Consider the following 25,617-nt stretch of genomic DNA (forward strand, 5'->3'; position numbering starts at 1 on the left):
TAGCCTTAAGCCGCCAAAACACCTTTATGATTAAATATTTTTTATCTCTTTTCCCTGTAAAATCTTAATTTTTTTATCTGTAAGCGCTTCAATTCCAAGGTCTATATTATCCACCCTGAAAACCATTAAAGCGTTATTGCCCTTTTTTTCCACAAAAGCGTACATGTATTCTATATTAACCCCGGACTCTTTAAATACCGCAAGCACGCCGGCAAGTCCGCCCGGCCGGTCAGGCACTTCCACAGCTATTATTTCCGTGGTCTTAACCACAATGTTATTCTTTTTAAGGGCGTCCATCGCTTTTTCATTATCATTAACAATCATCCTTAACACGCCAAAATCCGCGGTTTCCGCAAGTGACAGCGCGCGTATGTTTATCTTCGCGTCTGCCAGTGTATCCATCACGTCAAAAAGCCTGCCTTTTTCATTGGAAAGAAAAACGGAAAGCTGAACTATTTTCATGATAACCTCCCCATTATAGGTTCCTCTTATCTATTATGCGTTTTGCCTTGCCTTCGCTTCTGGCAATTGTCTTTGGCTCCATCAGTTTCACTTTCACGCTGACGCCAAGGACAGAATGAATTTCGTGCGCGATATCTTTTTCAGTCTGTTCAAGGACCTTTATTTCATCGCTGAACATGCTTTCATTTACTTCCACCTGAACTTCCAGCCTGTCCATACCGTGCTCCGGCCTGTCCACAATAATCTGATAGTGCGGTTCCACGCCTTTAAACTTCATTATTACCATCTCTATTTCTGACGGGAACACGTTAACGCCCCTTATTATAAGCATGTCATCAGTCCTGCCGCTTACCCTTTCCATCCTTATAAGTCCGCGCCCGCATTTGCATGGTTCGGGAATTAATCTTGTTATATCCCGCGTGCGGTATCTTAAAAGCGGAATCGCTTCTTTTGTGATGGTGGTAAAAACAAGTTCGCCTTTCTCGCCCGGCTTTACCGGTTCGCCGGTTTCCGGATTTATTATCTCCGGTATAAAATGATCTTCATAAACGTGAAGCCCGTGTTTTTGCAGGCATTCATTTGCAACGCCCGGCCCTATTATTTCGCTTAAACCATAAATATCAACAGCGTCAATTCCCCACGCTTCTTCTATTTCTTTTCTCATATTTTCCGACCACGGCTCCGCGCCGAATATGCCGGCTTTTAATTTTATGTCTTTTCTTGATATTTCCGGCGTTTCTTTTAATGTCTCGGCAAGGTTTAAAGCGTAAGAAGGAGTGCAGGTAAGAATTGTGGAGCCAAAGTCCTTCATTATCTTTAACTGCCTCTGCGAGTTTCCTCCGGAAACAGGAATCACGGTCGCGCCAAGTTTTTCCGCGCCATAATGAACGCCAAGGCCGCCTGTAAAAAGCCCGTAGCCATAAGCGTTATGTATCATATCACCGGGCGTGCCGCCTGCCATGGCAATTGACCTTGCCATCACGGTTGCCCAGACATCTATATCGTTTTTTGTGTAGCCGACAACGGTCATTTTACCCGTGGTGCCGGAAGACGCGTGTATTCTTACCACGTCTTTTTGCGGCGCGGAAAACATGCCATAAGGATAGTCGTTATCCCGCAGGTCATTCTTATAAGTAAAAGGCAGCCTTACTATGTCATCAACGCTTTTTATATCCGAAGGTTTTACCCCAAGGTCATCCATTTTTTTCTTATAAAATTTGTTATTATTGTAAACCCGCTCTACAGTCTTAATAAGCCTTTCAGACTGAAGCGCTTTAAGCTGGTCTCTTGAATATGACTCTTCCGCGGAATAATAGTTCATTTAACTGACTCCTTTCCTTTTAAAAACGCCTTTACATTTTCATCCGTATATTTGCCGACGCGTTTTGTAAACGCCTCCCTGAAATCATTTTCGTTAAAATCCAGATAAGCACATAAAGCTCCCGTCATGACGGAACTTACAAATTTTATATTTCCTTCTTCTTTGGCCGCGGCAATCGCGTCAATGTATTTTACATGCTGATGTTTAAAAGCGCCCTTAACGTCCGGGTATTCCTGTTTTGTAAACGCGAAGGAAGCGGGTTTAATCTGCTGGGTGTTTACAATTACTTTTGTTTTTGGGTTGATATAATCCTGCCAGCGCAATATTTCCATCTCTTCAAAAGACGCAATAAAATCAACTTCTTCCTTAAGCGGAAGCGGCGAATAGACCTTTTCACCGTAACGGACAAAACTGTAAACCACGCCGCCGCGCTGGCTCATTCCGTGGATTTCTGATTTTTTTACATCATGGCCCTTTGCAAGCGCCATATCGGAAATAATGTCAGAACTGCTTACAATTCCCTGCCCTCCAACACCGACAAGGAGAATATTCGTTATTTTAGCCAAATCCTGCCTCCAATAAATTAATAAATGTGATTATTTTACAACAGGAAAAATGAAATGTAAACAATATATGGTGCGGCATCCATTACAAAATCTGTATCCCATAAATAAGAGCAGACGCTTAGAAGCTTGGATGGTTAGATGCCTGATAAAACCAACTGCAACTGCCGCGGGCTAAAGACCCGCGTCTACCACGACATAATACTAAAATACCAAATCTAAACAACGCACCTTAAAAGGCGCGGCTACCAAACATTTTGAAACAAAATCGATGAACACTAACGCGGGACGCGCAGGAGCACGTCCCCTACAAGATCTAAACCAAGCATCCAAGCATCTAACCCTCTAAGCATCCGTACCTCAAACCGCCCCTTTTTTCATTGCCGCTTTCGCGCCTTTGGCGTTGGCGAAGGAGGCGATTTCACGCAGTTGTTTTTCATCCAGACATAACCCTTTTCCCATCTTATCAACCATATAAAGTACGCCTGCCATAAAAGCATCCCCTGCGCCGGTGGTATCAATCGCCTTAACTTTTACCCCGGGCGAATGGAAAAACACATCCCCAAACTTAACATAACACCCATTTTTGCCCGCGCTTATAAACACAAGCTGGTTTTCCCTGAATACGCCCTTTATGCTTTTCTTATCCGGAATTCTGCCAAACAAAAATTTAAGCTCTGTATCGCTTACCTTTATAATATCCGCGTATTTAAAATACCGCTTAATGTGTTTTTTTGCGGCGTTGTGCCTGCCTTCCCAAAGGTTAAGCCGCACATTAGGGTCATAAGAAACTATTTTACCGTGCTTTTTAGCAAGCGTAATACCTTTTAATGTGGCAGCACCGCTATTTTTATACATCGTGCTGATAGAACCAAAATGCAGAATAGAACATTTTTTTATGAAACTTTCCTTAACTTCAGAAGGTATTAACATCGTATCTGCCGAAGGATTTCCGTAAAAGGTAAAATCCCGCTCCCCTGATTTGTCAAGAAACACAAATACAAGGCCTGTTTTATACCCTTTAATTTTATATATGCAGGAAACATCCACGTTGTTTGATTTAACAAAACCGGTAAGAAAGCGGCCAAGAAAATCATCGCCCACTTTTGAAATTATCGCGGCATCAGCGCCCCACCGCGCAAGGTTAACCGCCACATTTGAAGGCGCTCCCCCGGGCCGCAGTATATGCCCTTTGCCTTCAGGGACAAAATCCCCCAGTATCTCGCCTATGCTGATTATTTTGGACATTAATTATCATCCTTTATATGATTACCGTTCGCAAATATACCAATACGGCGGTTTCTCGGCCATCAATTCCTATCCCATAAACTGTTATCCCATATCCCATAAATAAAACACGAGGGTCGGAAGGTCAGAAGGTCGGATGGTCGAAAGTAAAAACAAATCCAAATCAACTGCCGCACCCTAAAGGGATGCGCCTACCACTTCCAAACCAACCCGCCGAGCTTCTAATCCTCCAAGCGTCCAAGCGTCTAACCTTCCAGCTTACCTGAACGTATGCTTTGATTCTTCTGCCACCCATTTTGTCTTCATGGCAATCATAAGCTCTTCGTTTGTCGGTATTACCATTACTTTCACTTTGCCTTTGCTTATAACTTTTTCTTTCTCTTTTGATTCGTTTTTTAAATCGTCAATTTTTATTCCAAGGAAACCAAGTGTTTCACATACTTCTTTCCTGATTGCAACTGCGTTTTCCCCTATTCCGCCGGTAAATACCACCGCGTCAAGGCCGCCCATGGCAGCTGCATATGCGCCGATATATTTTGTGATTCTGTAGCAGAATATATCTATGGCAAATTTCGCCCTTGCATTATCATTTTTCGCCGCTTCCATAATTTCCCTTAAATCATTTGAAACGCCGGAGATTCCTTTAAGCCCGCTTTTTTTGTTCAGCAGGCTGTCCATTGCGTCAGCATCAAGGTGTTCTTTTTTCATTAAAAAAGTCACAACCGCGGGATCCATATCGCCTGTCCTTGTTCCCATTACCAGCCCTTCAAGAGGGGTGAAACCCATAGACGTATCATATGACTGGCCGCCATTAACAGCAGTTATGCTGGCGCCGTTGCCAAGATGGCAGGTGATAAGCTTTGTATTTTTAATATCCTTCTTTAAAAGCTCCGCAGCCCTTTTGGAAACGTATTCATGCGACGTACCGTGAAAACCGTACTTTCTTACGTGATAACGTTCATATAGTTCATACGGAAGCCCGTATATGTATGCCTGTTTTGTCATTGTCTGATGGAAAGCCGTATCAAAAACAGCCACCTGCGGCACATCCTTGAATATCTTTTCGCAGGCTTCAATACCCGCCATGTTTGGCGGATTATGCAGGGGCGCTATTTCAAAACAGTCTGTAATTACTTCTTTTACACCCTTTGTGATAAGGGCGGATTTGCTGAACTTTTCCCCGCCGTGAACAACCCTATGGCCTACGGCATCTACCTCTATTTTATCCTTAAACAGCCCTACTTTAGGGTCAATTAAAATCTTTTCAACCGCTTCAACCGCTTCTGTGTGGTTTTCAGCTTTAATCTCTTTGACCACCTTTTCATCTTTTTTCATTTTATGCGTTTTAAAATTGAACTTGGATTTTTCTTTGCCTATTTCTTCAATGACACCTTCAGCTAAAAGCACATTGTTCTTTTCCATGTCAAACAGCTTGAATTTCAGCGAAGAACTTCCGCAATTAATAACCATAACTTTCATATTATTACCTCCGGTATATTATTTTTTATTTGTGATTCTGAAGCCTTACAACATTGATTGCAGTTACATTAATAATATCGCTTGCCTTGCAGCCGCGCGATAAATCGCTGCACGGTTTTGCGGTCCCCTGATAAATAGGCCCGTAAGCTTCCGCCTTTGCAAGCCTTTCGGTAAGTTTATAAGCTATATTTCCGGAATCAAGGTCCGGGAATATCAGGACATTTGCCTGCCCCGCAACCGCGGAACCGGGCGCTTTTTTCGCGCCTACAGCGGGTATTAACGCCGCGTCGCCCTGCATTTCTCCGTCTATCATCATTGAAGGGTCTTTCTGTTTTGCAAGCTCCAGTGCTTTAATAACCTTGTCTATCCTTGCGTGTTTGGCGCTTCCTTTTGTGGAAAATGAAAGCATTGCCACTTTTGGCTCTTCTCCCATTAACTCCCTATATGTATTTCCTGTTGTTACCGCAATGTCAGAAAGCTGATTTTCATCAGGGTCTATTACAAATCCGCCGTCAGAATAAAACAGCACGCCGTCTTTGCCGAAAGATTTATCCGGAAGTATCATAACAAAGAAACTGGAAAGAGTTTTAATCCCGGGTTTCATTCCTATAAGATAAATAGCCGCCCTTGAAACATCCGAAGTGGTGTTAACCGCGCCGGCTACAAACGTATCAACAACGCCTTTTTTTACCATCATTGCTCCGTAGTAGACGTCTTTTTTCATGATTTCCATTGCCTGTTCCGGGGTGACGCCTTTTGCTTTTCTCATTTCATAAAATTCATTTGCGTATTCCTGAATATTCGGCAGGTTTGCAAGGTCCAATATCTTAACCCCGTCAAGTTTAAGGTTTTTATTTTTTGCAATTTCATTTATCTTATCCGGATTTCCCAGGATGGTTATATCCGCTATCTTCATTTCCGCGCACTTCGCCGCCGCTTCAACTGTTCTTTCATCATTACCTTCCGGAAGGACTACTTTTTTGGGGTCTTTCTTTGCTTTTTCAAAAACCTGCTCCATAAATGATGCCATCTTTGATTCTCCTTATTATGATTGTTATAAAAACAAATTGATTATAAAACCGCAACGGGGTTTTGTAAAGAGAAAACGGCACAAAACATAGCACTTTAGCAGATTAAGCAATTAAGCTATAGCGGAAACACCTAAGCATAAGCCATAAACATTAAGCAGTTAAGCTATAGCGGAAACATAACGCCTTTGATTTCGCTAATGCTTAATTGCTTATCTGCTTTTTGCTTATGTTATCGCTTCTGCTTATCTGCTTATAGCTTAAATCGCTATGTTTCCCTATCCTAAAAACGGATTATCCTTCATAAGGTAATTCTGAACATAATCCTTAACACCCTCTTCAAGGGTGTGTATTTTGCCGTTAAAGCCCGCCGCGCGGATTTTGTCTGTTTTCGCCTCTGTAAAATACTGGTACTTTTCCCTTATTGATTCCGGCATGTCTATGTACTCTATATTTACCGGTTTCCCCATCGCGTTAAATGTTGCTTTCGCAAGGTCTGCAAAACTTCTTGCTTTTCCGGTGCCAACATTATAGATACCGGATAATCCTTTGTCATACGCGTGCAATGTCATGGCAACCGCGTCTTTAACGTAAACAAAATCCCTTAACTGCCCGCCGTCTTCATACCCTTTTTTGTGGGATTTAAACAGCTGAATCTTGCCTGTCGCGTTTATCTGTCCAAACGCTTTATGCACAACGCTTCTCATGTCGTCTTTGTGGTATTCATTCGGCCCAAATACATTGAAAAACTTAACGCCCGCCATTTTTGATATTATGCCGCTTTTTAAAGCCCAAAGGTCCATAAGTTGTTTGGAATAACCGTACATATTAAGCGGCCGTAAGGATTCTATTTTTTCGTGCGCGTCGTCAAACCCCTGCGCTCCGTCGCCGTAAGTGGCGGCAGAACTTGCGTAAACAAACTTCTTTCCATACTTTGCGCACCACTTGCCTGTTACCTGTGTATATTTGTAATTGTTTTCTATCAGAAAAGACGCGTCTTTTTCCGTGGTCGCACTGCACGCACCCATATGAATCACGCCTTCCAAAGAGTCACGAAGCAGTTTATCGTCATATACCACGCGTTTAATGAAACTCTCTTTTTCTTCGTAATCCGAAAATTTAAGCCCGTTTAAGTTTTTCCATTTTTCATCCGTGCCAAGCTCATCCACCACGTGAATATCCGTAATCCCCCGCTGGTTAAGTTCCCATATTATGGCACTTCCTATAAATCCCGCTCCGCCTGTTACCGCTATCATAATATTCCTCCTGGTTATTTAATAATATTAATTATTATACAACAAAGTGTGTTTTTGTTCTATTATTTCGTGGATTGATATAAGGATCTAACCCATAAACTTTTATCCCATATCCAATAGATAAAGGCCGAGAAAGAAAAGACGCAAAAAGATATTATTAAGACGCTCTCATTTAATAACTTAAATCATTTAATTTCCCAAGCACCTAAACACTATAAATTTTCCGCTCCGCTGCATTCCAATAGGAATTCTTTTACTTTTTCCGCCACCATATCTACAGAATAAATCATATCCGCAGAAATCCCTTGTCCTGATTCATCCTCTGATGTAACTGTCGTTTCAGCTAACTTAGTTTTTGTTTTTCTATCGTATAATTTTATGCTTACTGTAAATTTTGAAGTTCTAACCATTGGATAATATCCAATATTACTGTACCTTTTAATCTTATAAAATGTGACCGGTTCTATAATCATAAGAATTTGGCCCTTAAACGCCTCCTCATCTATAAAAACCTCTGTAAATAAAGAGTTTTTAACTATGTCCGTTTCTATCCAGTTTCTAAGCCGCAGCATTTCATCCATAGCATCTCTTACATATACACTACTGGAATTTCTAAACATAATCCCAATTGAATTGGATGAAGAAATTGAAGTGTCCGGTATTGTTTTTCTTATAATTCATACATCCTCCGCCATGATTGTTGAATAAATTTATCACATATCTCCAATCAACTCAATCCACATTTTTATCAGTACGAACAGACGGAAGTTAAACTTAATAACGTTTTTGTTCCGGCAAGCAAACCTTTAATGGTGCGGCAGTTAACTTTATAGATTATTTTTAAATAAAAAGGACACGCGCCTTAAAAGGCGCGGCTGCGAAAATCGCTTTATTTACAAACAAATGCGAGAAACCTTATATTTTATTAGCGTTTATTTTAATAATGTCACGCGTCAAGGCACGGTGTCAGTTTATTAGTCAGTTTATTAATAAATTTTCTGCTCCGTTGCATTCCAACAGGAATTCTTTTACTTTTTCCGCAACCATATCAACAGAGTAAATCATATCCGCAGAAATCCCTTGTCCTGATTTATCCTCTGATGTAACCGTCGTTTCAGCTATCTTAGTTTTTGTTTTTCTATTGTATAATTTTACGTTTACTGTAAATCTTGAATTTCTTAACATTGTGTAAAAAAGAGGAGAAATATAAGATGCAGCTATATAAGCTCCAACATTACCTCCCTTTTCAACCTTATAAAATGTCACCGGTTCTATAATCATAAGAATTTGACCCTTAGACGCATCCTCATCTATAAAAACCTTTGTAAATAAAGCATTTTCAACTATGTCCGTTTCTATCCAGTTTCTAAGCCGCAGCATTTCATCCATAGCATCTCTTACATAAACACTACTGGAATTTCTAAACATAATCCCAATTGAATTGGATGAAGAAATTGAAGTGTCCGGTATTGTTTTTCTTATAAGTATTAATAAAAAGAGAGATAAAATAATTATAGTTTTCTTCATACATCCTCCGCCATGATTATATGATTAATTTATCACATACCGCCAATTAACACAATCTGCGTTTTAATAGACATAGTGGGACAGAAGGTTTGGTAGACGCGGGTCTTTAGCCCGCGGTTGAAGCGAGCGTGCGAGTGGAGAAGAGACGGTTAAATCCTAAAACAACGATCCTTAAAAGGCGCGGCTACCAAGACATCAACGAAATGCCAGATCTTAAAATCTAAATCAACTGCCGCGGGCTAAAGACCCGCGTCTACCACTACGCAAACCAAAAATCTAAAAACAACGCACCCTGAAGGGTGCGGCTACCAAGGCAAAAACAAAAACAAACCTAAACAACACACCCCTTAAACCTCTTTTATTACCACCAGTTTTCCCATCTTCCTTAATTTCTCCGCCAGCATGTTAACTATCACTTCCCTTGGCAGGATTCCAAGCTGGGTAAAGGCAATGTCATTATGCCCGGGGTTTAAGGCCTTTCCTATATATATGTTTATTACATCACAAACCCTTGCAAGCACGGCTATTTCTGTCACGCACGATTCACGGTCAAGTTTTAAACTTTCCTGATCTATAATATTATACAGCTGGTTTAACACAACCGCCCCTTCTGTGACCACTTCAATGCCCTTCATAAAATATTTTGGAGGCCTGAAAAAACCCGTATATGTTTTGCCATAGCCCACGTCTATTCCCGCTTCCCTGGAAATAATATCCGCAGTGGTGGAGCCGCATACCACTTTAATACCGTCCGCAGCCATAAATTCACTTACCGCGGCAGCGTCATTATTTTTTTCAGAAGGCGGCCCTGTAAATATATTCATTACCCTTCCTTTTCTACAGGAAAAATACGCCGCGCTTGCGTCATCGTGAAGATACCCGCCGGATACCGCGGCAGCCCTGTTTACAAGCAGCTCCGGCATTTCATTTTCCTTAAAACCCGCGGCGTGGCTTCCGCTTACAAAGTCGCGTACACCTTCTTCTGTCCAGCCAAACGGCAGGTCGCGCCCCATTCCTGCCTGTGTGATGCCGTCCGACATTACAATAAGCCCGTCGCCTTCCTTTAATCTTATATTTAATTCCCCGGCAACCTGGCCTTCTATCGTTGTATATTTCATCTCCGGAACGTACGCCTGCCTTCCCGTGATTAAAACCGGCATAGGCGCGTCATAAGTTATCACGCCGGCAGCGCCGTCATTTAATATTCTTATAACCGTGAATGCCGAATAAGCGGCTTTACCGCCTTCTTTAACCCTGCGCGCAGTTTTTATAACGCACGCCGCAGCTTCTTTCATGCTAAACCCGGCTTTTATCATTCCAATTATGGATGCGCACGCCATTCTGGATGCAACAGAGGCCTTTATGCCGGAACCAAGCCCGTCCGCCAGTACTGCCGTTACCGCGCGCGCGTCCCTGAATACTTCAAAATAATCCCCGCACGCGGAATAACCCGTTTTAACCGCGCATAAATTGTGGCAGTCTGTGTAAAGCATCCCTGTTTTATTTTCTGTTTTCATCTTTACCGCCCGCGGCTACAACAAGCCTGTGCAGAAGTTCTTCGCTTTTTGCGGTGTTCTCGCCAAGATAAAGCGCCATGTCCTGCGCCATTTTAAGCTGGTGTTCCAGAAGCTGTTTAGCCTGATTAATTGTTTTTTCCTTAAGTTCCGCAAGCCTTTTATCCGTATTTGTAAGCCTTGTCAAATCAACAAAAATTCCCACGTAATGGTTTTCTTCTTTCATCCTGTAGAATATCTGATGGCAGGTAATCCCCGCCCTTGGATGGGCAGCAGTTTCCTGAATCATATCTTCTGTTTCAGACGCAAGTTTTTCAAAAGGCAGCGGGTCAATTACATCAGAAACATGCGCGCCCTGCCTGCCCGCGCACCGAAACATTGCGCCAAACGCGGCGTTCATCTTTATTATTTTCATCTCCCTGTCCACTATCACTATCCCGTTAGGGCTTGTTTCTATTATTCTGTCTGTCCTTTGTTCCGCCAGCCTGCGCATCACAGGCATGCACATTTCCGGTTCTGCCATTCCCCTTATTACGGCTATGGCTTTTTCCCTGCAGCTTTCATATCCGCAGGCGCCGCAGTTAAGCCTTTGCGCGGGATTGCCTTTGCCTGTCTTTTCAAGCATCTTTTCTATTTCCGCTTCCGTAATGTCCGCGCCTTTGGCGCTTTTAAATAAAAATTCCGCTTTCATCACCGGCTTAAAACCCGCTTCACCGTTCACAGGAGCGGATTCTATATACTCTGCAAGGCGTTTTTTTGCGACGTAAAAATTTACGTCTTTTCTTCCGCCCGGCCCTTTCACGCACCCCCCCTTACAGAAGAGAGGCTCTACAATAATACCTTCATCACTTTCAATTACAGATTCTAACGCATCTTCAATCTCCGTAAAACCTTCCGGAACGCAGGTCTTTACCGCGGAAATATCATCGCCATACGCGGTTTTTAACAGCCCGCCCCCAAGCGGATACCACCTTGCATGCCCTTTTACGCCTCCGTCAAAAAAACTTTCTTCGCAGTTTTTAAGTTCAATCCCCTTTTCTTCAAACATCTTTTCTATTTCTTCAAATGTAAGCACCGCTTCCAGAAGCTGCGGATACTTTAAAGCCTCTTTTTTCTTTGCTATACACGGGCCGATAAAAACCGGCTTCATCATCCCGGAATATTTCATGAATATTTCGTTGGCGTGCTGAATCATGGGCGAGACAACCGGCGTCAGCAGCTCCACTGCATCTTCACGGTATTTTTCCGCGAACTGCGTAAACGCGGGGCAGGCGGTGCAGATGTGTTTTCTTTTTGCATTTCCGGCTATTGTTTTCACGTTCATAGAAACGTCATACGCGTGCTCCGCGGTTTCTTCCACCAGCTTAAAGCCCAGCCTTCGTAACGCGCCGATAAAACGCAGCCTTTCCCATTTATCATAAAACGCGGCAAAAGAAGGCGCCACCATTGCCACTGCGCTGCCGCTTTCTATCGCGCGCTTTGCGCTTTCCACGCCGCTTAGATACGCCTTTGCTTTTTGCGGGCATTCCCGCACGCAGGTGCCGCAGGCAATGCACAGGTTTGGGTCAACCTGTGCCTGCCCGTCTTTCATTTTAATGGCCTTTACAGGGCATACTTTAAGGCACCTGTAACAGTCCATGCATTTTGCTGTAAGTGTAAATACAACCTGTGTTTCGCTCATACGCCACTTCCTTTTTGCGCGTCAGACCGCCGCTTTCACTTTGCTGTCAATTTCTCTCAGCACGCTTTCCAAATCCCCTTTTTCAATTACTTTTCTGCCGACTCTTACTACCGGCCCCCTGTCGCACCTTTCAAAGCAGAACGTTGCCCTGACTTCTGTTTTGTCTTTAATTCCATTTTCTTCAAGATACGCTACAATCTTTTTCATCATATCCTGTGAGCCCCTTATAAAACACCCGGTTCCAAAACACACTTCAATTTTAAGTGCATCCGGGGTTTTTCCGCCGCATACAAGTATGCCGTCAGAATCCGTTCTTTTTCTGTTTTTATACCCTGTATGCAGAAGTTCATGCGCTTTCTTGTGGTCGTTAAAACCATGTTTTTCGTAAAGTTCCTTTATATACGGATTCTCCTGCGATTTGTGAAGCTGCTGCATTTTGTCATTTTCATAAATGCCTTTGGCCCTTTCCTTTTTTATATCTGTTTCCTTATAACAGGGCTGTCCGGCTCCGCCAATACAGCCGCCCGGGCAAGCCATTACTTCCACCAGGTCATAACTTTTTGTGCCGTTCTTTACGCTTTTCAGCATACGCCTTGCGTTCATAAGCCCGTGAACAACAGCCAGATTATAGGTCCTGCCGTTAAGTTCCACAGACAATTCCCTTATGCCGTCTTCCCCTCTGGCGTTTTTAAACTCGTATCCTTCAAGCGCTGTACCTGTTGCTTTCTCTGCCACATACCGCAGCACCGCTTCTGTGACCCCTCCGCTGCTTCCAAAAATTACACCGGCGCCGGTCTTATATCCCAAAGGCATATCAAAAGATTCCGGAGTAAGATTTTTAAAATCAATTCCACATTCGCCTATCATTCTGGCAAGTTCCCTTGTGGTAAGCACGTGGTCCACATCCGCGATTTTGTCCTTTATGAATTCCGGCCTTTTGGCCTCGAATTTTTTCGCGGTACACGGCATTATAGAAACCACGCTTAAATCCTGCTGCCGAATATTTAATGCGGCAGGCAGCATTTCTCTTGCCACGCTTCCAAACATCTGCTGGGGCGACTTACAGCTGGAAAGGTTGCCAAGGTATTCCGGGTAATACTGCTCCGCGAATTTTACCCATGCAGGGCAGCAGCTTGTAAACTGCGGCAGTTTTTCGCCTTTTCCCGCCCTTTCAATAAATTCATTGCCCTCTTCAATTACTGTCAGGTCTGCAGTGAAAGAAGTGTCATATACTTTATCAAAACCCATCATCTTAAGCGCTGCCACTATACGCCCTGTTACTGCTTCCCCTGTTTTTAAACCAAACTCTTCACCAAGCGCCACCCTTACCGCGGGCGCAATCTGCACCACAACAGTCTTTTCCTTGTCATGAATATCTTTCCATACGCTTTCAACTTCACTTTTAATTATAAGGGCGCCCGTCGGGCATACCCTTGCGCACTGCCCGCAGTTAACGCATTCAACCTTATTTAAATCCCTGCCAAAACTTGGCACCACTTCGCACTTGCTGCCGCGGAAAGCAAAATCAATAGCTCCTACTCCCTGAACCTCAGCGCACATCCTTACGCAGTCGCCGCACAGCACGCATTTGGAAGGGTCCCTTACTATGCTGTATGCCGAAGCATCCACAGGTTTAGACTGCTCCCTTTTCTTAAACCTTACCTCCTGTATGCCAAGCCTTCTGGACAGTGTCTGAAGCTGGCAGTGCTCGCTTTTCCTGCAGGTCACACAGTCATGGTTGCCGTTGGCCAGAAGCAGTTCAACAATTATCTTTCTCATATTTCTTATCTCTTCGGTGTTGGTCTTTATCTTCATCCCCGCTTCCGGAATTGTGGAACACGCCGGCTGAAGCCCCCTGCCTTCCACTTCCACCATACACAGCCTGCACGCGCCGTATACGGAAAGCTCCGAATGATAGCAGAAAGTGGGCAGTTCTATGCCGGACTTTCTTATTATTTCAAGCAGATTTTTTTCGCCTTCGCACTTTACATCCCTGCCGTCAATTAACACTTTTGTATTTTCCATATTAATTGCCTCCTTTAAAATTTATCGCTTTAAACCTGCAGGTATCAATACATACCCCGCATTTAACGCACTTGCTTTTATTTATTACATAAGGCTCTTTAACTTTTCCTGTTATCGCCGCCGAAGGGCAAACCTTGGCGCACAGCCCGCACCCTTTGCACAGCGCTTTATCTATCACCACGTCCATAAGCCCTTTACATTCATTGGCAGGGCACTTCTTATCCTTTACGTGCGCTTCATATTCCTGCGGAAAATAACGCATCGTGGATAACACAGGATTCGGCGCTGTCTTTCCAAGCATGCAAAGCGAACCTTTGTTTATCGCGCCGGCAAGTTCTTTTAACACGGGTATAACGGACTCATCGGCTTTTCCTTCGCATATGTCATTCATAAGCCACAGCATCTGCTTTGTACCTTCCCTGCAAAGCACGCACTTGCCGCAGCTTTCATTCTGCGTAAACTGCATAAAATACGCCGCTATTTTTACCATGCAGGTGCTTTGATTCATTACCACAAGCCCGCCCGACCCGACCATTGCCCCTACGCTTTTTAAATTTTCAAAGTCCAGTTCCAGGTCAAGGTGTTCCGGGGTTAAGCACGCGCCGGAAGGGCCGCCAATCTGAACCGCTTTAAAATTACCCTCTTCCACTTTTCCGCCTTCGCCTGTAACACCGCCTGCTATCCCGAATATTATTTCCCTTAATGTGGTGCCAAATGGCACCTCTATAAGCCCGGTGTTTGCAACCTGACCTGTCACGGCAAAAGTCTTGGTCCCCGGAGATGTCTTTGTTCCCATCTTTTTATATTCCAGCGGCCCGTCCATTAATATCAAAGGGATTGTTGCCAGCGTCTCTACGTTATTTATAACTGTCGGTTTATCCCAAAGACCTTTCTGTGCCGGAAACGGGGGTTTGGGTTTTGGCATCCCGCGCCTGCCCTCTACAGATGCCATAAGCGCAGTTTCTTCGCCGCATACAAACGCGCCCGCGCCTTCCATCACGCTAAGGTTAAACTTCTTTTTTGTTCCAAGCAGGGTGTCGCCAATGATGCCCGATGCCTTGGCGTCAATTACGGCTTTCTTCATTCTTTTCACGGCAAGCGGATATTCAGCCCTTACATAAACAAAACCTTCGTCTGCGCCGATGGCGTGCGCCGCGATTGCCATACCTTCAATCACACTATGCGGATTGCCTTCCATTACGCTTCTGTCCATAAACGCGCCGGGGTCGCCTTCATCCCCGTTACAGATAATGTATTTTTTATCCGAATTTTGAAGCCTTGTTAAATCCCACTTTTTTCCCGTTGGGAATCCGGCTCCGCCCCTGCCGCGAAGGCCGCTTTCAAGTATGTCAGCGCACACTTTCGCGGGATTATCCTTCAGCGCTTTTTCAAGTGACGAATACCCGCCGCAAGCTATGTATTCAGTAATATCCTCCGGATCAATGACTCCGCACTGCTTTAATACATACCTGTGCTGTTTTCTGTAAAAGTCAATCTCTGCCTTGTTAACACATACTTTTCCGTCAGCAGGATTCTTGTATAATAGCCTTTCTATAATTACGCCTTTTTCAATTGTACTTTTCACTATTTCCTCAGCATCTTCAGGTCTTACTTTTGTATAAAGAATATCTTCCGGCATAATTGTTACAAGGGGGCCCATCTGGCAAAACCCCTGACAGCCGCTTTTGCTTAAGTGGTTGCCGCCTTTGTCATCATGTTTAAGTTCAACAACAACCTTAATACCTTCTTTTTCAGCAGCCTGCTTTATAGCGTCAAATAACTTCAGCGCCCCATTTGCAACACACGCGGTTCCGGCACATATAATAATTCTTCTTTCTTTTAATCCCGCACGTTTCTCATAATCTTCTTTAATTCTGTCCAGATTCAGTACCTCAATTGTTTGCATTATTTGCCGCCTCCTTCTTTATAATTCCTTCAAGTACAGCCGTTACTTTATCCGCCGTCATCTGTCCGTAAATATCCTCATTTATTACAACCACCGGCGCAAGGCCGCACGCGCCAAGGCAGGATACCGTTTCCATGGTAAAAAGCATATCGTCTGTTGTGTTTTTACCGTCGCTTAGTTTTAGTTTTTTCTGAATCGCGTCTATAAGTGTTTCGGAGCGTTTAACGTGGCACGCGGTCCCGTCACACACTTTGATTATGTACTTGCCTTTGGGGGCAAGCGCAAAATGCGAATAAAAAGTGGCAACCCCATAGACCCTTGCAGGCGGAATTTTAAGGCATGTCGCGGTGAAGTCCATAATTTCTTCCGGCAGATACCTGTATTCGTCCTGTATTTCCTGCAGTATCGGGATAAGCCTGGCGGCATTCGCGCCGTTTCTTTCTATTATTTCCATTACCTTTTCAAACTTCTTCTGCTTTTCCATGGTTTTCATCGTGTTCTCCTTTGCGATATGATTTCCTGTTATTTTTCTTTCTGCTGCTTGATTCTCTGCGATAAGACCGCAAGTGATGATGCAAGGTTCTCATTCTGTACAACCACATCTGCCGGAACATTCAGCATTACCGGCGCGAAATTCCACAGCGCTTTAACTCCGGCTTTCACAAATAAGTCCGCCATTGCCTGGGCGCTTTCAACAGGCACCGTAATGATTCCAATTCCTATTTTATTTTCTTTAACAAGCGCGCCAATCTGGTCCGGCGAAAAAATCTTTCTGCCCGCCACTTCCTTACCCTGTTTCTTTTTATCCTCGTCAATCCCGGCAATTATATCCAGCCCGTAATTTTTAAATCCCTGATAGCTTAAAAGCGCTTTGCCAAGGTTACCAACACCTGCTATAACCGCGTTTGACATCTTATTCCATCCAAGGATGTATTCAATTGCCTCTATTAACATTTCCAGGTTGTACCCAATCTTAGGCCTTCCCGAAAGGCGGGTGTATTCAAAGTCTTTTCTGACCTGAATTGGAATCAGGTTTAAATCATTTGCCACAGCAGTTGTAGAAATGTAAACAACCCCTTTTAATGTTAGGGACTTAAGGTAATTGCAGTACGCCGGCATCCTTCTTAATGCGGGAACCGGTATCGCCTTTCTGTCTATCTGTGTCATATTAATACCTCCTTTATGCTGATATCTTATAGATAATTTTTTATCAATATAAATATATCTATTAGACCACTATTTGTCAAGTGCTTTTTTTCACAACGAATAGAATGAACGTTAGATAATATTGATTTTAAAGGATTTTCTTGAAGTTTTTATTCTTAAATAATTATTTTTTTTGTGAGATTATATTAATTTAAAAGCCTGTCCCCTGCCGAAAGGTATCAGCGTTTCTGTTTTAAGTACGCTTCCACAGACCTGTCATATGTTTTCTCGGCCTCTTTTGAAAAATAGCACGCGGGAAGTTCCCCCATTCTTCTGTGATAACTGACGCATTCACAGCACCTGCCCTTTCTGTCGCATGGATATGTGCAGTTGCACATTTTTATATTTTTTTCAAAATTATCACAGTTCATATAAAACCTCCTAAACCATTTATGCAGGTGTTAAGACCCTTAAATTTTCAAATATATCAGACCGCAAAATGTAATAGTAACATGGTGCACCGACAAAAAAAACGAGACGCAATATATTGCGTCTCTATATTATAAAACAAAACATAAACACCGCGGTAAAACCGTCAGCGGCGGCCCCGATCTTACTTTTTCTCTGCTGCAAGTTCTGCAAAAGCCGGAATGTTCACAATCATCCATTTATAAAACGGATATATCTCATCATAAGCTTCCGGGGATAATTCTTTTTTTAGAACAGCCAGCCACCCTTCCAGTGTTGCCGAAAAATATAAGCCACCAAAACCATGGCTGCCATAAACCTTAAATACCCAGATAACCGTATCAGCAAGGACTTCAGGGTTAAAAGCGGTAAATAAGGATTCCATGAACATAGAGTGATTGTTATTATTATCCTTCATCATTTCAAGATTATTATTCCCGGTAAGTTCAAGAATATCCTTCCTTGCCGCCATCAGAATATTCATTTCCGCGGCAATTTTCGCCCTTTTTTCGGAATATTCACCCGTGCTTTTTTCTGAAGGCTGTTTTAACTTTTTTGCGCTTTCAACAAGCATGTCCCTGTTCATTTTCCCACACCCCTTTTTTTTGGAAAAGCAAAAGTAAATTTTGCACCCTTCCCTGTATTATTTTCAACACTTATATACCCGCCGTGCTGTTCCACTATCTTTTTACAGATTATAAGCCCAAGGCCTGTGCTTTTATCGCCCGAAGCTTTTACCGCTCCGGTTTTCCCAAAATACTTAAACAAAGAATCCATTTTATTTTCCGGGATACCCGGCCCTTCATCCGTCACTTCAAAAACCACATAACCCTCATTCATAAAAACATTCAGCATTACATTCCCGTTAGACGGCGTAAATTCAACAGCATTACCCGCTATGTTATCCAGTACCTGCTGCAGTTTCATTTTATCCGCTGAAATAACCCCGGTATCAGGGGATATATTTATATGCAGTTTAATTTTTCTGTTTTCCGCTTTTATCCTGTTTAGGTGAAGCATCTCTTCAATTTCTTTTTCAAGGCTGATATCAGAATAAACAAGCTCCAATGTCCCCGATTCAATGACAGAAACATCAAGAAAATCATTTACCAGCGCTTCCATGTGAACCGATGAAGATTCAATGGCGGTTATAAATTCAGACTGCCTTTTGCCAAGCTCCCCGGCAGCGCCGTTTAAAAGAAGGCTTGTGTACCCCTTAATAACCGTTATCGGTTTTCTTAAATCATGGGCAGCCATTCCAAGAAACCTGTTTTTCATGTCATTCATCTTCTTTAATTCCGCATTACTCTTATGAAGTTCACGCGACATATTGCTAAGTTCATTATTAAGGGCAATCAGTTTGGACTGAAACTCTTCTATCTCCATCACATCCATCCTTCCAAGAATCAGATATTCGCCGTTAATTTCATAAAAAGAAAAATAAAAAGCTTCAGGAATACCCTTATGGCTGTTTATACTGAACAAGTGCTCTGATTCAGGGTTTTCTGTAAGCTGTTGGATGTTCATGCGCTCGAAAAAATCAATAAACACTTCTTTAATAGAATTTATGGGAATTCCATTTTTGACAAAAAGAGAGGCAAATTCATTATAATCGGTGACTTTCCCGTCTTTTTGGACAACAAAATAAAAAATAAGGTTATTTTTGTGCATGTATTCATTTATTATATTCTCTTTAGTTGTTTTCATTAATATACCTTTCAAGTTCTGAAATTGAATCTATAACAATTATCTTTTCGTACTGACTGAATTCCCCCGCGTAACGCTTTAATCCCTGCCCGCCGGCTAATATAACAAGGTCAGCAAATTCCTGCCGTATTCGCTTTACCGTATTTATAAGCTTTGGCATATTAAAATAAATACTTATAGACAAACCTAAAACATTCGGTTTTTTGTCTTTTATAAGGGTAATAAGATTTTCAACCGGAGTATTTGCCCCAAGGAAATAACCATGCCACCCGTTCATTTCAAAAATATCAGCCACCATTTTTGCGCCTATCTGATGAAACTCATTTGCCAGGCACGATATAACAGCAGTTTTGTTTTTATGTTCCGCTCCAAATATCAGCGGATAAGACAAAGACATGCAGTATTCGGTTATTCCGGTAGCCATATGTTCAACCGCCGGTGTGATTGTATTTTCTTCCCAAAGGCTGCCGACTTCATACATTGCCCTCTGAAATAAATCCACATACAATTCTTTTAAGGTTATTCCTTTTTTGATAAGATCCGCGGTTATTTCGCTGCATGCGATACGGTTTCCGGAAATAAGATTTCCCCTGTAAGTTTCATATATCTGCTGCGTTATCATGCCGGCCATCCTTAAATTTATGTATTTATGCCATAATTTTCAGCTTAAAACATTAAAGGACTTTTCTTTGCCTTTTATACTTCCGACAGTTCAGGTTAACTTTTACCACTGTTCATTTCCCTTATAAACAAAGTTTACCACAAAGAATCCGCAAAAACACAGTGTTTTTGCCCCGATATTCTTGGAGAGGCTTTAAGGTTTGAAGGTTGGGGGTTGAAGTAAGTTTATATATGAAATAAGCCCGGACAGTAAAAGTCTAAACAACACACCCTGAAGGGTGCGGCTACCAGAACAAAAACTAACGCTAAAAACTCACACCCTGCAGTCTCCGCAATAGAGTCATTATTACTGCGACGGCCGGTAAAGACCCGCGTCTACCAAACATTTAAAAACAAAAAAACGAGACGCAATATATTGCGTCTCTACGTTATAAGACAAAAAGATCTTGAAAACTAACATTAACATCCACCAACTTGTTACTTGTTACTTGTTACTTGTTACTTGTTACTTGTAACTTGTAACCTGTAACCTGTAACTTGTAACTTGTAACCTGTAACTTGTAACTTGTAACCTGTAACCTGTAACCTGTAACCTGTAACCTGTAACCTGTAACCTGTAACCTGGTAACCTGTAACCTGTAACCTGTAACCTGTAACCTGTAACCTGTAACCTGTAACCTGTAACCTGTTACCTGTTACCTGTTACCTGTTACCTGTTACCTGTTACCTGTTACCTGTTACCTGTTACCTGTTACTTGTAACCTGTTACTTGTTACTTGTAACTTGTCATCTGTAACTTGTAACCTGTCAGTTATACTACCCTTCTGTCTTTAAAATTATATTTTTCTTATACTTAATTTCATATTCATGAAGTGTTTCTATGTATTCTGTCTGAAGTTTTTCTTTTATCTTTTCGGGGACAAGAACCGCCACGTTTTCTTCAAGCATCTTTTTGCATTCATACTTTATCTTTCTCATGTATTTTATGCAGATATTTTCATCCGTCAGTATTCTGCCGTGGCCGTTGCATTTGGGGCATTCTTCAAAATATATGTCTTCCACCCTTCTGCTGTCACGCTTTCTTGTAAGTTCCATAAGCCCAAATTCGCTTATATTCCCCACTTTATGAAACATCTTGCTTTTAGCAAGTTCCTGTTCCATTACCTCTTTTACTTTTTTTCTGTTCTCTTCCGACTGCATGTCAATAAAATCAATTACTATAAGCCCGCCTAAGTTACGCAGTATTATCTGGCGCGCAATTTCCCTTGCCGCGTGAAGATTTACCGCAAGCAGGCTGGCTTCCACATCTTCCGCGCCTTTAAACTTGCCGCTGTTTATATCAAAGACTGTAAGGGCTTCTGTTAAATCTATTTTTATATAACCGCCTTTTTTGAACGAAACTATATTGCTGAATATCCCTTCCACCTGCCCCTGCAGGTTATAGTATTCAAACAGCGGGTCATTGCCTTCGTAAAGGTTAAGGTCAACCGTCCTGTTGTACGCCGTTTTCAGGTATTTTTCCATCTCTTCATATATTTCCCTTGAATCGGTGACAATTGATGATGTATTGGAATCCAAATATTCCCTGACTATTTTTACCGGCAGGTTCTGCTCACAGTAAATCTGCGAAGGCGCTCGCGATGAATCCGCGGCTTTTTTTACCGCCTTCCACTTTTCGTGAAGCCCGCGTATCTCTTCCTGCAGGGCCGCGGCATCCGCGCCTTCCGCCTGTGTGCGCGCTATAATCCCGTAATCGCCGGGGATGTTATTTTTTGCATCCGCTATTATTGTTTTCAGCCTGTCCCTTTCACCATCATCCAAAATCCTTCTGGATACTCCGGTCTGTTTAAGGTAAGGGCTGTACACCACATAATACCCCGGCAGCATAAGGTTAGTGGTAAGCCTTGCGCCTTTTGTCTGATACGGTTCTTTAATCACCTGTACCAGAATTTCCTGCCCTTTTTCAAAAATACCGGTAATACTTTCCTGCGGCTTTATCACAGCGGCTTCGCTTACATCTTCAAGCATTCCCGATTCAGCTATGTTTGAAGAGTCAAAATATTCCCTTTCCGATAAAAAAGCCGGTTTGGCGTCGCCTATGTCCACAAAAACAAAATTCATTCCCGCCACAAGCTTTTCTATTTTTCCTTTATATATATTTCCCGCTTTGGCATAAACCTTTTTTTCTATGAAAAAATTACAAAGCCTGCCGTCTTCCGCTATAGCCACCGACGTGTCAAAATCTTCCGAATTTATAAATATTTTTTTCATTATTCTTCCGCCTTTATGTATTCCCTGTATATATTCTGAAGCATACCCAGGGCTGTCATCGTCACAATAACAGATGTCCCGCCGTAACTTAAAAGCGGCAATGTTATGCCGGCAACCGGCATTATTCCCATATTCATCCCGACATTAACAAAAAACTGCGCGAATATCATTGTCACAAGGGCTCCGCCAAGCATTTTACCTCCCGTAAACCTGCACAGTTTAATAATTTTAAGGGCTTCCATAATTAAAAACAGATATATCCCTATAATTATCAGCCCTCCCCAAAGTCCAAACTCTTCGGCAAGTACGGCAAAAATAAAATCCGTATGTTTGATGGGTATGAAATTAAGCTGGCTTTGCGTCCCTTTACCCCAGCCCTTTCCCAACACCTCACCTGAACCAACGGCAATCTGCGATTGAATTACATTATAGCCCGACCCTAAAGGGTCAAGGTGCGGGTTTACAAACGTGTGAAGCCTTTGTTTCTGGTAATCATGCAGCGTGTAATACGCGACAGGAAGTATCAGCACCCCTATTATAAGTATTACCGAAAGTTTTTTTATGGGGATATTGCCAAGGAATAAAATGGCAAGCGTCATCGGGATAAGCATAAGCGCGCTTCCAAGGTCAGGCTGTTTTAATATCAAAAAGAACGGTATGAAAACAATAACAAAAACCAAAGCCAGATTTTTAAAAGAAAACGCTTCCTTCCCTTTTATTACAAGAAACCTGACGACCGTTGCCGCCACAACCAGCTTCATAAATTCACTGGGCTGAAACCCGTGCCCGGCAATTTTCAGCCATCTCTGCGCTCCAAGGGAAGTGTGACCTACAATAAGAACAAGAATAAGCAGAAATATAAATATTACAAAAAGGTGATTTGCCGCCGCTATCACAAGGTTATAATTAATATTGGCAATAATTATCATCAGAATAAAACCAATTCCATACCACACTGACTGTTTTGAAAAAAACACTTTCCCTGCATCAGGCTCTGCGCTGTATATTCCAAGCAGCCCTATTCCCATAAGCAATATTGTGGCACCCAGCATAACCGGGTTCATATTCTTTGTATACTGACGCAGCTGTTCGGTAAGCTTAAAAATTCCCCTGAACTTTCTCATCTAAAGCTCCTTTAGTGTTCTGAAATAAAAATCAAGCAGGTCTCCCGCTATCGGCGCAGCTGCATCGCCGCCGCCGCCGCCGTGTTCCAGCAGGACATATACGGCAATTTCCGGATTTTCAAAAGGCGCGTAACACGAAAACATAGCATGGTTATCACCGTGAACGTTCTGAACAGTACCTGTCTTTCCTGCCACTTCAATACCCCTTACCTGTGAAGCCTTTCCTGTGCCTGCCCAATTGGTTACAACGCGCTTAAGCGCTATCTGCATTACCCTTATATTTTCTTTCTTCACATCAATTTCAAAAAGTTTTTTGGGCTCCGGATTCATAAATATGCGCCTGTTATCCATTGTCACCGCTTTTAAAAGGCGCGGCTGCATGGCATAACCGCCGTTTGCCATTGCCGCCATAATGTTAAGTATCTGCAGCGGCGTGCTTGTAATATAACCCTGTCCGATAGCCATCATAACTGTATTTCCGGGAAACCACGGCGTTCTGGATATCCTTCTTTTCCATTCCCTTGTGGGTACCAATCCTGATTTTTCTCCGGGAAGATCAATTCCTGATTTTTGCCCCAGCCCGAACATGACAGAGTATTTATATAATAACTCCACCGTCATCTTAAGGGAAACCTTATAGAAATATATGTCACACGACTGCTCTATTGCCTTATAAAAACTTACCCATCCGTGCCCCGTCCTCTTCCAGCATTTATACGGCCAGGTTTTTATCCAGTATATTCCTTCGCAGAAAAACGCGTCATCTGTTTTTACAATATTCTCATTAAGCGCGCCGGAACCTGTTACAATTTTATAAATTGAACCCGGAGAATACAGCCCCTGTATGGCCCTGTTATTAAGCGGATTTGCTTTGTCCCTTAAAATCTTTTTCCAGTATTTCGCATTTATCCTGCCGCTGAAATTATTAAGGTCATAGTCAGGTTTTGATACCATGCACAATATATCGCCTGTTTTGGGTTCAAGCGCTATTATTACGCCGTTAAAATCCGAATTTGCCATCAGCTGTTCCGCGTATTTCTGAAGCCTGAAATCAATTGTAAGCACCAGATTTTTTCCCTGCTGCGATTCAACTTTTTCCGCTATCTTTTTCTGCCTTCCCATAGCGTCAGTAATAATATAAACTAGGCCGTCTTTTCCCCTTAACATTTTGTCATAATAGTTTTCTATACCCGTATGCCCTATTATGTCGCCTGGCCTGTACCCTTTATATTTTGTGTTCTTTATCTGATTCGCGGTTATTTCCCCGGTATACCCAATAACATGCGAAGCAAGGCTTCCGTAAGGGTACTGCCTTTGGGGTTCCTGTAAAACCGTGATACCGTTTACTTCAACTGTTTTTTCGGTAAGTTCTGACAGCTGCCTTAATGTAAGCGCCCGCCTTAATATTATCGGTTCAAACACATGAACACCGCTTGCCTGAATTTTTTCCTCTATTTCTGAAGGTTCTATTTCAAGCACATCCGCAATTTCCCTTATAACCTTTTCCATTTTATTATTGGTCTTAAAATAATACGGAATTATACCGGCTGAATAAGCGGGGGAATTTGTAACTATAGCCCTGTAATTGCGGTCATATATATATCCACGCGGAGCGCTTTCCCTGACAAACGTCACGCTGTTGGATTCGGCAAGTTTAGCGTAATAACCGCCTTTAATTACCTGAAGATAAAACAACCTTCCGGCAAGTATCATTACAGCTATGGCTGCCACCCAGCCATAAAATTTAACCCTTAAAAAATTCTGATAAACTGATTTTATATTTTCGCGAATATCGTTTTTAACCATCTTGCCCCTTCTCCGTTATAAAGTTCAGATATTTTCAGGACAAAAATTCCGGTTATCGCTGTTGCCATAAAAAACTTAACCGCAGAAAACGGAAACACCGCGGAACCAATTCCCCAATAAAACAAAGATGCGGACATCCACTGTAATGACACGGCAGTTGCCGCCCCGCACGCCATAATGACCGACCGGGCTATGAAATTTTCTTTATAAAAGTTGGCGTAAATAAACTTAAACACAAAAAAAGTCACAAGCCCCGCGCACAAACCGCCGCCAAAATAAGGCATAGTAAGCGCGTCCATGTACGAATACATAATTATGGCGGCAAATGCCGCAAGCGTATCCCTTTTTTGCATTACAAGGATGCTTAAGGTTATAAATGCCATATCCACGCCGTGAATTAAGCTTCCAGGAATAAAACTGTAAGCGTGCACGGCTGCAGCGACAAACATAATAAGAATTAAATT

At 42.5% G+C, this 25,617-nt stretch carries 23 protein-coding genes; all 23 read right to left on the bottom strand.

Annotated elements, in window-relative coordinates:
- Window positions 1–30: 30 nt before the first annotated feature.
- Window positions 31–462, bottom strand: a complete 432-nt coding sequence (locus CVV21_06685; protein ID PKL91706.1) for a hypothetical protein — start codon at window positions 460–462, stop codon at window positions 31–33.
- 13 nt (window positions 463–475) lie between these two features.
- Window positions 476–1,783: a phenylacetate--CoA ligase gene (locus tag CVV21_06690; GenBank protein PKL91707.1), complete on the bottom strand. Its 1,308-nt coding sequence runs from the start codon at window positions 1,781–1,783 to the stop codon at window positions 476–478.
- Window positions 1,780–2,349 carry an indolepyruvate oxidoreductase subunit beta gene (locus tag CVV21_06695; protein PKL91708.1) on the bottom strand — a complete coding sequence of 190 codons (570 nt, stop codon included), beginning with the start codon at window positions 2,347–2,349 and terminating at the stop codon, window positions 1,780–1,782. Before CVV21_06695 ends, CVV21_06690 begins: the two co-directional genes overlap by 4 nt.
- Window positions 2,350–2,706: 357 nt before the next feature.
- Window positions 2,707–3,594 carry a carbohydrate kinase gene (locus CVV21_06700; GenBank protein PKL91709.1) on the bottom strand — a complete coding sequence of 296 codons (888 nt, stop codon included), beginning with the start codon at window positions 3,592–3,594 and terminating at the stop codon, window positions 2,707–2,709.
- Window positions 3,595–3,852: 258 nt separating this feature from the next.
- Window positions 3,853–5,073 (bottom strand): acetate kinase, encoded by a 1,221-nt coding sequence (locus tag CVV21_06705; protein PKL91710.1) that lies wholly within the window; start codon window positions 5,071–5,073, stop codon window positions 3,853–3,855.
- Between the two features lie 25 nt (window positions 5,074–5,098).
- Window positions 5,099–6,103 carry a phosphate acetyltransferase gene (pta, locus tag CVV21_06710; protein PKL91711.1) on the bottom strand — a complete coding sequence of 335 codons (1,005 nt, stop codon included), beginning with the start codon at window positions 6,101–6,103 and terminating at the stop codon, window positions 5,099–5,101.
- Window positions 6,104–6,379: 276 nt separating this feature from the next.
- Window positions 6,380–7,357 (bottom strand): ADP-glyceromanno-heptose 6-epimerase, encoded by a 978-nt coding sequence (gene rfaD, locus CVV21_06715; protein ID PKL91712.1) that lies wholly within the window; start codon window positions 7,355–7,357, stop codon window positions 6,380–6,382.
- Between the two features lie 212 nt (window positions 7,358–7,569).
- Complete coding sequence (locus CVV21_06720; protein PKL91713.1) at window positions 7,570–7,938, bottom strand: hypothetical protein; 369 nt, start codon at window positions 7,936–7,938, stop codon at window positions 7,570–7,572.
- A 397-nt stretch (window positions 7,939–8,335) separates the two neighbouring features.
- On the bottom strand, window positions 8,336–8,884 hold the full coding sequence (locus tag CVV21_06725; protein ID PKL91714.1) for a hypothetical protein: 549 nt from the start codon (window positions 8,882–8,884) through the stop codon (window positions 8,336–8,338).
- A 347-nt stretch (window positions 8,885–9,231) separates the two neighbouring features.
- The gene (locus CVV21_06730; GenBank protein PKL91715.1) at window positions 9,232–10,401 is read right to left on the bottom strand and encodes a hypothetical protein; all 1,170 of its coding nucleotides are present in this window, start codon (window positions 10,399–10,401) and stop codon (window positions 9,232–9,234) included.
- Window positions 10,385–12,079, bottom strand: coding sequence for a hypothetical protein (locus CVV21_06735; protein ID PKL91716.1), 1,695 nt, complete (start codon window positions 12,077–12,079; stop codon window positions 10,385–10,387). The genes CVV21_06730 and CVV21_06735 overlap by 17 nt, the downstream gene beginning before the upstream one ends.
- A 21-nt stretch (window positions 12,080–12,100) precedes the next feature.
- Complete coding sequence (locus CVV21_06740) at window positions 12,101–14,104, bottom strand: ferredoxin (protein ID PKL91717.1); 2,004 nt, start codon at window positions 14,102–14,104, stop codon at window positions 12,101–12,103.
- A 1-nt stretch (window position 14,105) separates the two neighbouring features.
- Window positions 14,106–16,010, bottom strand: a complete 1,905-nt coding sequence (locus CVV21_06745) for an NADH-quinone oxidoreductase subunit F (protein PKL91718.1) — start codon at window positions 16,008–16,010, stop codon at window positions 14,106–14,108.
- Window positions 15,997–16,494 (bottom strand): NADH-quinone oxidoreductase subunit NuoE, encoded by a 498-nt coding sequence (locus CVV21_06750; protein ID PKL91858.1) that lies wholly within the window; start codon window positions 16,492–16,494, stop codon window positions 15,997–15,999. The genes CVV21_06745 and CVV21_06750 overlap by 14 nt, the downstream gene beginning before the upstream one ends.
- A 38-nt stretch (window positions 16,495–16,532) precedes the next feature.
- A complete protein-coding gene (locus CVV21_06755; GenBank protein PKL91719.1) occupies window positions 16,533–17,177 on the bottom strand; it encodes a redox-sensing transcriptional repressor Rex in 645 nt (214 codons plus the stop codon).
- Window positions 17,178–17,395: 218 nt separating this feature from the next.
- A complete protein-coding gene (locus tag CVV21_06760) occupies window positions 17,396–17,587 on the bottom strand; it encodes a hypothetical protein (GenBank protein ID PKL91720.1) in 192 nt (63 codons plus the stop codon).
- 182 nt (window positions 17,588–17,769) lie between these two features.
- The gene (locus CVV21_06765) at window positions 17,770–18,210 is read right to left on the bottom strand and encodes a hypothetical protein (GenBank protein PKL91721.1); all 441 of its coding nucleotides are present in this window, start codon (window positions 18,208–18,210) and stop codon (window positions 17,770–17,772) included.
- Window positions 18,207–19,331, bottom strand: a complete 1,125-nt coding sequence (locus CVV21_06770) for a hypothetical protein (protein PKL91722.1) — start codon at window positions 19,329–19,331, stop codon at window positions 18,207–18,209. The genes CVV21_06765 and CVV21_06770 overlap by 4 nt, the downstream gene beginning before the upstream one ends.
- Window positions 19,318–19,962 (bottom strand): cobalamin-binding protein, encoded by a 645-nt coding sequence (locus CVV21_06775; GenBank protein ID PKL91723.1) that lies wholly within the window; start codon window positions 19,960–19,962, stop codon window positions 19,318–19,320. The genes CVV21_06770 and CVV21_06775 overlap by 14 nt, the downstream gene beginning before the upstream one ends.
- Window positions 19,963–20,768: 806 nt before the next feature.
- Window positions 20,769–22,223, bottom strand: a complete 1,455-nt coding sequence (locus tag CVV21_06780; protein ID PKL91724.1) for a hypothetical protein — start codon at window positions 22,221–22,223, stop codon at window positions 20,769–20,771.
- Complete coding sequence (locus CVV21_06785; GenBank protein PKL91725.1) at window positions 22,223–23,347, bottom strand: rod shape-determining protein RodA; 1,125 nt, start codon at window positions 23,345–23,347, stop codon at window positions 22,223–22,225. The genes CVV21_06780 and CVV21_06785 overlap by 1 nt, the downstream gene beginning before the upstream one ends.
- Window positions 23,348–25,153, bottom strand: coding sequence for a penicillin-binding protein 2 (gene mrdA / locus CVV21_06790; protein ID PKL91726.1), 1,806 nt, complete (start codon window positions 25,151–25,153; stop codon window positions 23,348–23,350).
- Window positions 25,123–25,602 (bottom strand): hypothetical protein, encoded by a 480-nt coding sequence (locus CVV21_06795; protein PKL91727.1) that lies wholly within the window; start codon window positions 25,600–25,602, stop codon window positions 25,123–25,125. The genes mrdA and CVV21_06795 overlap by 31 nt, the downstream gene beginning before the upstream one ends.
- Window positions 25,603–25,617: the final 15 nt, after the last annotated feature.

The sequence above is a fragment of the Candidatus Goldiibacteriota bacterium HGW-Goldbacteria-1 genome (genome assembly GCA_002839855.1).
Lineage (GTDB): Bacteria > Oederibacteriota > PGYV01 > PGYV01 > PGYV01 > PGYV01.